The 12662-nt window shown below is 68.4% G+C and carries 11 protein-coding genes; 7 read left to right on the forward strand and 4 right to left on the reverse strand.

The window, feature by feature from the left end; genetic code table 11:
• The first annotated feature begins 229 nt into the window (after nt 1-229).
• Both Y900_RS19735 and Y900_RS19740 read left to right on the forward strand, forming a co-directional pair.
• Nucleotides 230-2812 carry a glycosyltransferase family 1 protein gene (locus tag Y900_RS19735; protein ID WP_036344015.1) on the forward strand — a complete coding sequence of 861 codons (2583 nt, stop codon included), beginning with the start codon at nt 230-232 and terminating at the stop codon, nt 2810-2812.
• A 118-nt stretch (nt 2813-2930) separates the two neighbouring features.
• Nucleotides 2931-3653 carry an MspA family porin gene (locus tag Y900_RS19740; RefSeq protein ID WP_036347300.1) on the forward strand — a complete coding sequence of 241 codons (723 nt, stop codon included), beginning with the start codon at nt 2931-2933 and terminating at the stop codon, nt 3651-3653.
• A 1-nt stretch (nt 3654) separates the two neighbouring features.
• Here Y900_RS19740 and Y900_RS19745 read toward each other — a convergent pair whose 3' ends face one another.
• From Y900_RS19745 to Y900_RS19760, 4 genes are all read right to left on the reverse strand, one after another.
• Nucleotides 3655-4155 (reverse strand): DUF3887 domain-containing protein, encoded by a 501-nt coding sequence (locus Y900_RS19745; RefSeq protein WP_051660163.1) that lies wholly within the window; start codon nt 4153-4155, stop codon nt 3655-3657.
• 49 nt (nt 4156-4204) lie between these two features.
• A complete protein-coding gene (locus Y900_RS19750; protein WP_036344017.1) occupies nt 4205-5647 on the reverse strand; it encodes a neutral zinc metallopeptidase in 1443 nt (480 codons plus the stop codon).
• 74 nt (nt 5648-5721) lie between these two features.
• Complete coding sequence (locus Y900_RS19755; RefSeq protein WP_036344018.1) at nt 5722-7710, reverse strand: ATP-dependent DNA helicase; 1989 nt, start codon at nt 7708-7710, stop codon at nt 5722-5724.
• Nucleotides 7707-9002, reverse strand: coding sequence for a nicotinate phosphoribosyltransferase (locus tag Y900_RS19760; protein WP_036344020.1), 1296 nt, complete (start codon nt 9000-9002; stop codon nt 7707-7709). The genes Y900_RS19755 and Y900_RS19760 overlap by 4 nt, the downstream gene beginning before the upstream one ends.
• A 99-nt stretch (nt 9003-9101) precedes the next feature.
• Between Y900_RS19760 and clpS the strand changes: the two genes are divergently transcribed.
• The 5 genes from clpS to murI all read left to right on the forward strand — a co-directional run bounded on the left by clpS (nt 9102) and on the right by murI (nt 12642).
• The gene (clpS, locus tag Y900_RS19765) at nt 9102-9407 is read left to right on the forward strand and encodes an ATP-dependent Clp protease adapter ClpS (protein WP_036344021.1); all 306 of its coding nucleotides are present in this window, start codon (nt 9102-9104) and stop codon (nt 9405-9407) included.
• A 4-nt stretch (nt 9408-9411) separates the two neighbouring features.
• Nucleotides 9412-9999 (forward strand): oxidative stress transcriptional regulator AosR, encoded by a 588-nt coding sequence (aosR, locus tag Y900_RS19770; protein WP_036344023.1) that lies wholly within the window; start codon nt 9412-9414, stop codon nt 9997-9999.
• 19 nt (nt 10000-10018) lie between these two features.
• Nucleotides 10019-11053, forward strand: a complete 1035-nt coding sequence (locus Y900_RS19775; RefSeq protein ID WP_036344024.1) for a P1 family peptidase — start codon at nt 10019-10021, stop codon at nt 11051-11053.
• 102 nt (nt 11054-11155) lie between these two features.
• Entirely contained in the window at nt 11156-11824 is a 669-nt protein-coding gene (locus tag Y900_RS19780) for a rhomboid family intramembrane serine protease (RefSeq protein WP_036344025.1), read from the forward strand.
• Nucleotides 11821-12642: a glutamate racemase gene (gene murI, locus Y900_RS19785; protein ID WP_036344026.1), complete on the forward strand. Its 822-nt coding sequence runs from the start codon at nt 11821-11823 to the stop codon at nt 12640-12642. The genes Y900_RS19780 and murI overlap by 4 nt, the downstream gene beginning before the upstream one ends.
• Nucleotides 12643-12662 lie beyond the last annotated feature (20 nt).

Here is a 12662-nt window from a genome sequence, read left to right on the forward strand (position 1 = left end):
AACCACTCCATTCCTGACCTCTGCGACGTGGTCTGCTCCGCGCCGGCTCGAGTCGGTTTCTCGTTGTCGTGGCGCAGCAACCGTGGTCGCTGCACCGGTCGTGAGACTGCTTGACCCTCGGGATAACCGCATCGCGCCCTCTTCACACCGTAGTGCGAAGAATGACCGGCTGGGGAAGAAGCGCATGCTCGCGCCAACGGCACCAGTGTTCTCAGTAAGGTGGGAACGCGTGAAGGCCCTCCGCAGGTTCACGGTCCGTGCCCATTTGCCCGAGCGGCTGGCAGCCCTCGGCCGGTTGTCCACCAACCTGCGTTGGTCGTGGGACAAGCCGACACAAGATCTCTTCGCATCGATCGATCCGCGACTGTGGCTGCAGACCGGTCAGGATCCGGTGGCGCTGCTCGGCGCGGTCGCCCCGGCCCGACTCGACGAATTGGCCGAGGACGAGCAGTTCCTCGCCGTTCTCGATCAGCTCGCGGCGGACCTGGACGACTACCTGAGCCGGCCCATGTGGTATCAGGAGCAAGACGCCGCGTCGATGCCGACGGGTATCGCATATTTCTCGATGGAGTTCGGCGTCGCTGAAGTGCTGCCGAACTATTCGGGCGGCCTGGGCATTCTGGCCGGTGACCATCTGAAGTCGGCATCGGATCTGGGCCTGCCGCTGATCGCTGTCGGCTTGTATTACCGGTCCGGGTATTTCCGGCAGTCATTGACAGCCGACGGCTGGCAGCACGAGAACTATCCGTCGCTGGATCCGCAGGGGCTGCCGCTTCGGCTCCTCGCCGACGCCGCGGGCGCGCCGGTGCTCGTCGAGCTGGCGATGCCGGACGCGAAGGTGCTGCGCGCGAGGGTGTGGGTGGCGCAGGTGGGCCGGATCCCGCTGTTGCTCTTGGATTCTGACATCCCCGAAAACGAGCACGATTTGCGCAACGTGACCGACCGGCTCTACGGCGGCGACCAGGAGCATCGCATCAAGCAGGAGTTGCTCGCCGGGATCGGCGGCATTCGGGCCGTCCGTGCGTTCACCGCCATCGACGGTCGGCCGACGCCGGACGTTTACCACATGAACGAGGGCCACGCCGGCTTCCTGGGGGTTGAGCGGATCCGCGAATACATCTCCGAGCAGAAGCTGGATTTCGATACCGCGCTGACGCTCGTGCGGGCCAGCACGGTCTTCACCACCCACACGCCGGTGCCGGCGGGAATCGACCGATTCCCGGTGGACATGGTGCAGATGTACTTCGGCGATGACGGGAAAGATGGCCTGCTGCCGGAGGTTCCGGTCGGACGGGTGCTCGCGTTCGGCGCCGAGGACGACCCGTCGAAGTTCAACATGGCGCACATGGGCCTGCGGTTGGCGCAGCGCGCGAACGGGGTGTCCCTGCTGCACGGGCGGGTCAGCCGCGCGATGTTCGACGAGCTCTGGCCTGGCTTCGACCCGGCTGAGGTGCCGATCGGCTCGATCACCAACGGTGTGCACGGCCCCACCTGGGCGGCCCCGCAGTGGTTGGAGCTCGGGCGGGAACTCGCCGGTTCCACCGAGGCGCTGCGCGAACCCAACGTCTGGGCGCGGCTGCAACAGGTCGACACCGGTCACATCTGGTGGATCCGCTCTCAGCTGCGCGCGTTGCTGGTCGAAGACGTGCGCCAGCGGCTGCGCCGGTCGTGGCTGGAGCGCGGCGCATCTGAGGCCGAACTCGGCTGGATTGCAACGGCTTTCGACCCTGAGGTGCTGACCATCGGCTTCGCCCGCCGGGTGCCCACCTACAAGCGTCTGACCCTGATGCTGCGTGATCCGCAACGACTCGAGGCGCTGCTCCTGGACAAGGACAAGCCTCTGCAGCTGATCGTCGCAGGCAAGTCACACCCGGCCGACGATGCGGGCAAGGCGCTGATCCAGCAGATCGTGCGGTTCGCGGACCGGCCGGAAGTGCGCCACCGCATCGCCTTCCTACCCGACTACGACATGTCGATGGCCCGTCAGTTGTACTGGGGCTGCGACGTGTGGCTGAACAACCCGCTGCGTCCGCTGGAGGCCTGCGGCACGTCGGGGATGAAGAGCGCGCTGAACGGCGGGCTCAACCTGTCCATCCGCGACGGCTGGTGGGACGAGTGGTACGACGGCGAAAATGGCTGGGAGATACCGACAGCCGACGGCCTGGCCGACGAGAACCGCCGCGACGACATCGAGTCCGCAGCGCTCTACAACCTGCTTGAGCAGTCGGTGACGCCGACGTTCTACGACCGCGACGACAAGGGTGTGCCGACCCGCTGGGTGGAGATGGTCCGACACACCTTGCAGGGCCTCGGGCCCAAGGTGCTGGCTTCCCGTATGGTGCGCGACTACACCGAGAAGTACTACGCGCCCGCCGCGCAGTCGTTCCGCCGCACCAGTGCACCGATCGACGGCCTGCCGTTCGGGGCGGCACGTGACCTGTCGGCTTACCGGCAACGCGTCCGGGAGGCGTGGCCGCACATCGAGGTCACCGATGTCGACAGCACCGGGCTGCCCGACACCCCTCTGCTGGGGTCGGAGCTCACCCTCACCGCGACCGTCGCGCTGGCCGGGCTGAAACCCGACGATGTCGACGTGCAGGCGGTGCTCGGCCGGGTCGATGCCGCCGACGCCCTGCAGGACCCCGTCACGGTGGACATGGTGCACTCGGGTTCCGGTGACGGCGGGACCGACGTCTTCTCGACGACGACCCCGCTGCCGGTGGCCGGTTCGGTGGGCTACACCGTCCGTGTGCTGCCGCATCATCCGCTACTGGCCGGTGACAACGAGCTCGGACTCGTCACGCTGGCGTAGCGCCGGCAGTTGCCCAACCGGTTAGCGGGGCGGGGGAGCCACCTGTAGGTTCCCAACAGGATGTCGAGGGGTCCCGCATCGGGGCGGACCATCGGCAGCCGGGGAGGTGTTCGAGGCAGTGTTTGTTCGTCGCGCAGCGCTCATGGCGCTGGTGGGCACCTTGTTGGCCGTGCCGGTGCCGGCATCGGCCGATCCTGATCCCGGCGGCCCCGACCTGAGTCAGCCCGCCGCCGCGGCCGACCCGGCCGCCCCGACGATCGATGACGGGAAGGTGGCCTCGACGCCGCCGGCGATCACGAAATCGCCGGATGGATGGACGCTGACGATCTCGGCCAAGGACGAGGTGCAGATGCCGATCGCACCACTGACGACCGCGATCTCCTCACGGGAGTACTCCGTCAGCGGTGTCTTCAACGGCGCGCTCGACGGCTCCGGCGACAACCCGAGGGGTGTGTTCGAGGTCGGCTACCAGATCGGGTGCGGCATAGACATGAGCACCTCCAACGGCGTTGCCCTGGGCGGCACCATCGGGGCGAACACGTCGCTGGGGATCATCGGGCTGGACTTTCCCAACAACGCGGCCGAGGGGTTGCTGCCGGGTGTCGGCGGCAGCATCGGCGGCGCGATCACCGTCGGTCTCAAGCCCGGCATCATCAACATCGTCCCGGTGACCAAGAAGCAGTACAAGGGCGACCGGCCATGGGTGTCGATCAGTAACTTCCACGTGAAAATCGATGGCTGCGTGGGGGAGTCGTTCATTCGCTCGTACGCCACATTGAGCAAGTCCACCGATGAAGGTGACGCGATCCTGTCCTGGTACGGGGTGACCAAGAAGATCTAGTTCACGTCGCGGCGGCCGCTTCGGGATTCAGGATGAACAGCCCGGCAATCGTCTGGTCGTCGCGGAAGGTGATGCGAGCGACGAATTCTCCCGCCTCGAAGGACAGCCGGGTGTTGGTGGTCGTGACCTCACCGATACGCACTGCGCTGGTGTCTCCGTGGTTCTGATACGCGCCAGCCCTTTTGGCTATCTCAGTCCACCCGAAGGCGAGACCTTCGTCGGTGAGTTGCTCGCGCATCGTGGCGTCGAAACGAGCACTGACATGAGACCACCGACTCTGTGCAAGATCGTCGATCACGGTTGTGGCCAACTCGTCGGCTTCGGCGAGCGGACTCGGGTTTCCGTAGCGCTGCACTGCGGCCTGGTGGGACACGCCGAGGACCTCGCCGATCTCCTGCCACGTTCTGCCTGCCTCGCGCGCTTGGTGCACGGCTTCTGCCGTCACCGCCTCGGCCTGTTGTTGAGCGTCGTACGCCGCGCGCACGGATTCAAGTAGATCCACATCGTCAAGTGTGCGCTCAGATCGCGGACGCCGTCCACATCCCCGCGTCCTAAGGGAAGCGTTTGATGCACCGGTCCTGGTCGCCGAGCACTCCGATGCGGAACGCGTCGATGCGATTGAAGCCCGCGGGCACCGACTCGCCGTTGACGTCGCCGGCGGCCAGGCCGTTGGTCAGCAGACCCGACACCGCCTCGTCGATGTCGCCGGCCGTCAGCGCGACGGTGTTGCCGTCCGGGGTGGTGACCTCTTTGGACAGCTTGGTGGTCGCGACGCCGGTCAGGCACGCGGTGCGCAAGCCGGCTTCGGCGTTGTCGAGTACCAGTCCGCCGCGCTCGTGCTGCAACGCGAGCATGTAGCGCGACACCAGTACGGAGTAGGCGGTGTTGTCGCCGGTGATCAGGACGTTGTCCTGACCTTCGTTGGAGGCGCCCATCTTCTCCAGCCCCGGCAGGTCGATGGCGATCGTGTTGGTGGCCGGGCAGTAGGACACCGGCGGACTGGGCCGGGCGTCAGGGCATTTCGACGCCGATGTGGCGTCCAGGCTCAGGGTGGGCGGCTTCTTCGGCGTGAACACGATGTTCATCGCTGCGATGATCGAGCGGACCGACTCCTCGCTGACCGGCCACTCCCCGGTCTGGTCGCGCTGCAGTTCGATCGGCAAGTCTCCGCGGCGCTGGCCGATCTCCTGGGCGTCGATGGCGGCACACGACGTCGGTCCGTCGGTGAAGCCGAACTGGAAGGCCGAGATCCGCTCGAACGCCGACCCGTGCTCGTCGCCGCTGTCGGCGTAGTCGCCCTGGCTGAGTAGCGGGTCGCGGAACGAAATCATCGCGGCCAGAAGGTTGTTCAGCCCATCACCGGTGCTCAACGTGAACCGCTTCGAGTTGCCTTCGGCCACCCACCGCATGTAGACGCCGGCGAGGCAGTCGGCCTGCTGCTCGGCCACCAGAGTGGGGGTGCCCTTTTTGTTGAGCTTGGCCATTTTCTGAATCGCGTGCCCGTATTCGTGAGCCAGCACCATCGTGATCGCCATGTCGCCGTTGGCTTGTCGCAGTGCGGGCATCAGCACGCCGCGATCCCAGCCGATGGTGTTGTCGTCGTCGCAGAAGCCTGCGTTGATCAGGTCGGAGGTGGTGTCGCCGCAGAATTCGCCGTCGTATTCGTTGGAGTCCCAGGAGATCAGGTCCTTGACGGGTCGGAATTCCCCGTCGAACGAGCCCTTGTAGTTGTCCTTCCAGAACGCCTCCAGATCGCTGATCGACTGGGCGCCGAGCTCGTCGATCTTGCCGCCGTCACTGTGCGAAACCCTTCGCGTCGGCTTCTCCGCATCTGAGCGCAAGCCGCTGGCACCGTCCACCGCCTGCAGGCCGCCGACCTTGAACGGATCGTCGAAGACGGACACGGCCTTTCCGGAGATGGTGGTCCCGCAACCGGCCAGCACCACAGCGGCGCTCGCGACGGCGAGCAGGCGTGCGAGGTGTCGTCGGCGCATGGGGGCCACCTTTTCAGAGGCATCGAAATTTGCTCTCACCATAGTGCCGTGCGGCCGACGGACACCCGGATCTGTCACGACGAGAGCCCGTCGCGGAGCCGCTGAAGTGCCTGCTTGACGCGCTCGGGATCGGAGGTCGGCCAAAATGGCGGCAACGACGCCCGCAGGTAGCCACCGTAGCGAGCGGTCGCCATCCGTGAGTCCAATACCGCCACGACGCCCCGGTCGTCGGCGCGACGCAGCAACCGGCCGGCCCCCTGCGCGAGGAGCAGGGCGGCATGGGCGGCGGCGACCGTCATGAACCCGTTGCCGCCCCGCGCGGCGACGGCTCGCTGCCGCGCAGTCAGCAGCGGGTCGTCGGGGCGGGGGAACGGGATGCGGTCGATGAGCACCAGCGACAGCGACGGCCCCGGCACGTCGACGCCTTGCCACAGCGACAGCGTGCCGAACAGTGACGTCTCGAGATCGGCGGCGAATTTCTCGACCAGCGCCGCGGTGTTGTCGTCCCCTTGGCAGAGGATCGGGGTGTCGATCCGGGCCCGCAGCGCCTCGGTCGCCGCCTTGGCGGCGCGCATCGACGAGAACAGCCCCAGGGTGCGTCCGCCGGCTGCCTCGATGAGCCCGGCGATCTCGTCGACCTGTTGTGGGGAGCCTGCGGAATCGCGGCCCGGTGGCGGCAGATGCGCGGCGACGTACAGGATCCCGGACTTGGCGTGCTCGAACGGGGAGCCGACATCCAATCCGGTCCACTTCGGCCCGTCGCCGAGCCCCCAGGAGCCCGCCATCGCGTCGAACGAACCGCCGACGGTCAGGGTGGCTGAGGTCAAAATCGTTGTCGCACTGTCGAACAGGCGGGTGCGCAGCAAACCGGCCACCGACAGCGGCGCCACTCGCAACACCGGCCTCCGGGTTCCTCGTATCTCCTCCTGGTCCAGCCACACCACCTCGGTGCGGTTCGGGATGGCCGGGACGAACGAATCCAGCACCCGCGAGGCCGCATCGGCGATCTCGGTCAGTGCCGCGATCGCCTCGTTGCGCGCCGCAGCGGCCTTCGGGTCCTTCGGCGCCGGATCGATGTCACCCCGGGCGGCGGTGGCCGCATCCCGCAATGCGGTCAGGTAGGTGGCCAACTCGTCGTCGAGGTGATCGAGCCGGCCCGGCTGCGCGTCGTGAATCGCCGAGGAGAACGTCGCCACCGCCGCGTCCATCCGCTGAACCAGCGCCGGGCTGACCAGTCGGGAGATCCGCCGGACGGCCACCCCCAGCGGGGCGGGGGTCAGTTCACCGGTGGCCACCGAGGTCACCCGGTCCACCAGTTCATGGGCCTCGTCGACCACCAGATATTCGTGTTCGGGCAGCACCGCGGCGTCGGCGATCGCATCGATTGCCAGCAGCGCATGGTTGGTGACGATGACCTCGGCGCGGCCTGCCTCGCCGCGCGCCCGTTCGGAGAAGCAGTCGGTGCCGTACGGGCAGCGCGCCATGCCGAGGCATTCCCGGGCCGAGACGCTGACCTGCGACCAGGACCGGTCGGGCACACCCGGCGTCAGCTCGTCACGATCGCCGGTCTCAGTCGACGATGCCCACGCCGTCAACCGCGCGACGTCACGGCCCAGCGCGCTCGCCGCGACGGGCTCGAACAGCTCCTCCTGCGAGGCGTCGCCGGACTCGTCCGCGCTGCCGTTGTGAATCTTGTTCAGACACAGATAGTTTCGACGTCCTTTCAGCAACGCGAACTTGGGCCGCCGAGGCAGTGCGGGTGCCAGCGCGTCGACCAGCCTGGGCAGATCGCGGTCGACGAGCTGGCGTTGCAGCGCGATGGTCGCCGTGGACACCACAACGGGCGACCCCTCCGACACCGCGCGGGCGATGGACGGGATCAGGTAGGCCAGCGACTTGCCGGTTCCGGTGCCGGCCTGCACCGCCAGATGCTCGCCCTCGGCGAAGGCGTTGGTGACCGCCTCGGCCATCTGCACCTGGCCGGGGCGCTCGGCGCCGCCGAGTGCGGACACCGCCAATGCCAGTAACTCGGTGACCGGCGGCACGTCGCTGTCGTCGCTCACCGTGGCCGCACCGGCACCTGTCGGGTCGGGATCGCCGGCTCGCCCTGCGACAGGGCCAAGCCTTCCCAGGGCAGGCTGCGCAGCCCGCGCACCACCAACGCGCGCGCGGCGGCCAGATCGGCTGATGCCAACGGCTGCCCGGCGCGCACCAGCGGCACGGTCAGAACCCGCGCCGGCTCGGTCACCTCGGGCGCCGTGGCCACCGGGTGGATGACCTCCTCGGTGACCGTCCCGGTCGGCCGGGACAGCCGCAGCGCGGCCTTGCGTCCGCCGTGAGACTCCTTGCGGCTGCTGCGTTTCTGAACGGGGATGCCGTCGACCTCGACGAGCTTGTAGACCATGCTCGCGGTCGGGGCACCCGAGCCGGTGGCCACCGAGGTTCCGACGCCGTAGGTGTTGACCGGGTCGGCGCGCAGCGCAGCGATCGAGAATTCGTCGAGGTCACCCGACACCACGATCTCGGTGCCGGTGGCGCCCAGGTCGTCGAGTTGTGCGCGCACCCGGCGGGCGAGCACCCCGAGGTCGCCGGAGTCGATGCGCACGGCGCCGAGACCGGGTCCGGCGACCTCGACCGCGTTGGCCACCCCCGCCGTCACGTCGTAGGTGTCGACCAGCAGGGTGGTCCCCACCCCCAATGCGTCGACCTGCGCACGGAACGCCGCCTGCTCGTCAGGTCCCGCTGAGGTGGTGTGCAGCATCGTGAACGCATGCGCGCTGGTGCCCATCGCCGGGATGCCGTAGCGGCGGTTGGCTTCGAGGTTGGATGTGCCGGCGAAACCGGCGATGTAGGCCGCGCGGGCCGCCGCCACCGCCGCCTGTTCGTGGGTGCGGCGCGAGCCCATCTCGATCAGCGGGCGACCGGCCGCCGCGCTGACCATCCGCGCGGCCGCAGAGGCGATTGCGGTGTCGTGGTTGAAGATCGACAGCGCCAGCGTCTCCAGCAACACGCACTCGGCGAAGGTGCCGGTGACCGACAGGACGGGGGAGCCGGGGAAGTACAGCTCGCCCTCGGCGTAGCCGTCGACATCACCGGTGAACCGGAAGTCCCGCAGATAGTCCAGCGTCGCGTCGTCGAGGAAGGACCGCAGGGGGGCCAGGGCGTCGTCGTCGAAGATGAACTCGCCCAACGCTTCCAGAAATCGCCCGGTGCCCGCGACCACGCCGTAGCGGCGGCCGTCCGGTAGGCGGCGGGCAAACACCTCGAAGGTGGTCCGGCGCTCGGCGGAACCGTCGCGCAGCGCGGCGGCGAGCATGGTCAACTCGTACTTGTCCGTCAGCAGGGCGGCGGTCACAGCGCAACCGTATCGGGCCCCCCGGCGGCCTGAATAGATTGCTCTTCCCCGAGGGGCTCATCGCCATGGCGTTTGGTCTCGCTCGCTATCCTTGGTCGCATGGGTTCGCAAGCAGCTCCGACCCGCCCGGACGCCAGCGGACAGCAACGCACTGAATCCGTCGCTGCCGTCGACACCCCCTGGGTGACGATCGTGTGGGATGACCCGGTGAATCTGATGAACTACGTGACCTACGTGTTCCAGAAGCTGTTCGGCTACAGCGAACCGCATGCCACCAAGCTCATGCTGCAGGTCCACAACGAGGGCAAGGCGGTGGTCTCCGCCGGGAGCCGCGAGTCCATGGAGGTCGACGTGTCCAAACTGCATGCCGCCGGTTTGTGGGCGACCATGCAGCAGGACCGCTGACGGCGTGCGCAAATGGAAGCGGGTCGACACCGCTGAGGGTCCTCGGTTCCGCTCGGCGCTGGCCCCGCATGAGGCTGCGCTGTTGAAGAACATGGTCGCCTCGGTGCAGGGCATGCTCGACGAGCGGGAGGCGGCGACGCCGTCGGATCCGTTGGAGCAGATCACCGGAATCCGGGCCGGCAACCCGCAGCCGCCCGACGACACGACGATGCGGCGCCTGTTGCCCGACTTCTTCAAGCCCCAGCGTGATCATCCGGCCGGCTCCGCGGCCGCCGAGAGCCTCAACGGTGCGCTGCGCAGTCTGCACGAGCCGGACATCATTGATGCCAAAAGGTCTGCAGCGCAACGTCTTTTGGACACCCTTCCGGATGGTGGGGGCCGGTTCGAGATCACCGAAGACGACGCCAACGCCTGGGTCTCCGCCGTGAACGACGTCCGGTTGGCGCTGGGCGCGATGCTCGAGATCGGCCCGGAGGGTCCCGACCGTCTGCCGACCGACCATCCGCTGGCGGGGCACCTCGACGTCTATCAGTGGCTCACGGTGTTGCAGGAGTATCTGGTGCTCGGCCTGATGGGTAAGCCGATCCGATGACGAAGGGCGGCCCCGTCCGATGAACACCGGGTCGATCGCCGACGTCGCAGGCATCCTGGTCGGTCACCACCACCGCCTCGACGACGATGCCAGCCTCGGCTCGGGCTGGGCGTGCGGGACCACCGTGATCGTTGCGCCACCCGGAACCGTCGGCGCCGTCGACGTTCGCGGCGGCGCGCCCGGCAGCCGCGAGACCGACCTGCTCGACCCGGCCAACAGCGTCCGCCACGTCGACGCCGTCGTGCTCACCGGCGGCAGCGCCTACGGTCTGGCCGCCGCCGATGGTGTGATGACCTGGCTGGAGGAGCAGGGCCGCGGGGTTGCGATGGACGGTGGCGTCGTCCCGATCGTGCCGGCCGCGGTGATCTTCGACCTGCCGGTCGGCGGCTGGGCGTGCAGGCCCACTGCCGAGTTCGGCTACGCGGCGGCGAGCTCAGCCGGTGCGGAGGTGGCGGTGGGGACCGTCGGAGCGGGTGTCGGCGCTCGTGCCGCGGTGCTCAAGGGCGGTGTCGGTACCGCGTCGATCACCCTCGAATCCGGGGTGACGGTCGGGGCGATCGTCGTCGTCAACAGTGCGGGCAACGTCGTCGACCCGGCCACCGGGCTGCCGTGGATGAGCCACCTCGTCGCGGAGTTCGGGCTGGTCGCGCCGCCTGCCGAGCAGATCGCCGCACTCGCAGCGCTCGACAAGGAGTCCAGCCCGCTCAACACCACCATCGCCGTCGTCGCCACCGACGCGGCGCTGTCACCGGCCGGGTGCCGGCGCTTCGCGGTCGCTGCCCAGGACGGCCTGGCGCACACCATCCGCCCCGCGCACACCCCGCTGGACGGCGACACCGTCTTCGCGCTGGCCACCGGCGCGCTCGAGCTGCAGCCCGACCCCGATACGCCGGCGTCGATGGCGCCGGAGACCAAGCCACTCGCGGCGATCGGCGCGGCCGGGGCGGACTGTCTGGCGCGGGCCGTGCTGGTCGCGGTGTTCGGGGCTCGGTCGGCGGCCGGCGTGCCGACCTACCGCGAGGTGGTTCCGGGGGCGTTCGGCGTCGGTGCCTGACCCGAGCTCGCCGCCCGCGGAAGTGCTCCACCGGTAGCCTGGACGGAGCCGAGTAGGCGCTGGCAAGGCCAGCTCCGGGCGTAGAAGAGGTATCAGGCACAGATGAACCAGCCGTTGGGTTATCCGGCGACTCCGCCGCAGCCCAAGAAGCCCCCGGCGTGGAAGGTCGGCGGCGCCGCCATCCTGTCGTTCGTTGCGCTGCTCTACGTCATCGAGATCGTCGATCAGCTCTCGGGGCACTCGCTGGACCGCAACGGCATCCGGCCACTGGAAACCGACGGCCTGTGGGGCATCGTCTTCTCGCCATTGCTGCACGCCAGCTGGCAACACCTGGCCGCCAACACCGTGCCGGCCCTGGTGCTCGGCTTCCTGGTGACGCTGACCGGGTTGGCGCGATTCGTCTGGGCCACCGCGATCATCTGGATAGTCGGCGGATTCGGAACCTGGCTGATCGGAAACGTCGGCTGTGGCCTGGAGACCAACCACATCGGCGCCTCCGGACTGATCTTCGGCTGGCTGACCTTCCTGTTGGTCTTCGGCTTCTTCACCAGGCACCTCTGGTGGATCGTCACCGGGATCGTGGTGCTGTTCGTCTACGGCGGCGTGCTGTGGGGGGCCATGCCGGAATTGACCACCTGCGGCGGGGTGTCCTGGCAGGGCCACCTGTGCGGCGCGATCGCCGGCGTACTGGCCGCCTACTGGCTGTCCGGTCCGGAACGCAAAGCGCGGGAACGCAAGAACGCCGGCCAATTTCCCGGCCTGACGTCATGAGCGACCGCTTCGCGCCGGTCGGCATCTTCGATTCCGGCGTGGGCGGGCTGACCGTCGCCCGCTCGATCATCGACCAGCTGCCCGACGAGGACATCATCTATGTCGGCGACACCGGCAACGGCCCCTACGGCCCGCTGACCATTCCCGAGGTTCGGGCGAACGCACTGGCGATCGGCGACGACCTCGTCGAGCGCGGCGTGAAAGCCCTCGTCATCGCCTGCAACACCGCGTCGTCAGCCTGCCTGCGCGATGCGCGGGAACGCTACGACGTGCCGGTCGTCGAGGTGATTCTGCCCGCCGTGCGGCGCGCGGTCGCCACCACGCGCACGGGACGCATCGGGGTCATCGGCACCCAGGCCACTATCGCGTCCGGGGCCTACCAGGACGCGTTCGCGGCGGCGCGCGACGTCGAGGTGGCGGCGGTGGCGTGCCCGCGGTTCGTCGACTTCGTCGAGCGCGGCGTCACAAGCGGCCGGCAGGTGCTCAACCTGGCCGAGGGGTATCTGGAGCCGCTCCAGCGCGCGCAGGTCGACACCTTGGTGTTGGGCTGCACGCATTACCCGTTGCTGTCCGGGCTGATCCAGCTGGCGATGGGAGATTCGGTCACGCTGGTGTCCAGTGCCGAGGAGACGGCCAAAGACTTGCTGAAGGTTTTGACCGAGCGCGATCTGCTGCGCCCGCACGAGGCGCCGGCGGCGACCCGGCTGTTCGAGGCGACGGGTGATCCCGAGGCGTTCACCGCCCTGGCGGCGCGCTTCCTGGGTCCGGCGATAACCGGCGTCAACCCTGTTCACCGTCACGTCTCGGCGACAACGTGATTCTCTCTGACAAACCCGTC

The organism is Mycolicibacterium aromaticivorans JS19b1 = JCM 16368 (assembly GCF_000559085.1).
Lineage (GTDB): Bacteria > Actinomycetota > Actinomycetes > Mycobacteriales > Mycobacteriaceae > Mycobacterium > Mycobacterium aromaticivorans.

What these genes read in the sequence shown, in the direction of transcription:
- Y900_RS19750 (WP_036344017.1), bottom strand. Translation starts at nt 5,647, where the DNA reads ATGCGCCGACGACACCTCGCACGCCTGCTCGCCGTCGCGAGCGCCGCT.
- Y900_RS19780 (WP_036344025.1), top strand. Translation starts at nt 11,156, where the DNA reads ATGAACCAGCCGTTGGGTTATCCGGCGACTCCGCCGCAGCCCAAGAAG.
- Y900_RS19775 (WP_036344024.1), top strand. Translation starts at nt 10,019, where the DNA reads ATGAACACCGGGTCGATCGCCGACGTCGCAGGCATCCTGGTCGGTCAC.
- murI (WP_036344026.1), top strand. Translation starts at nt 11,821, where the DNA reads ATGAGCGACCGCTTCGCGCCGGTCGGCATCTTCGATTCCGGCGTGGGC.
- clpS (WP_036344021.1), top strand. Translation starts at nt 9,102, where the DNA reads ATGGGTTCGCAAGCAGCTCCGACCCGCCCGGACGCCAGCGGACAGCAA.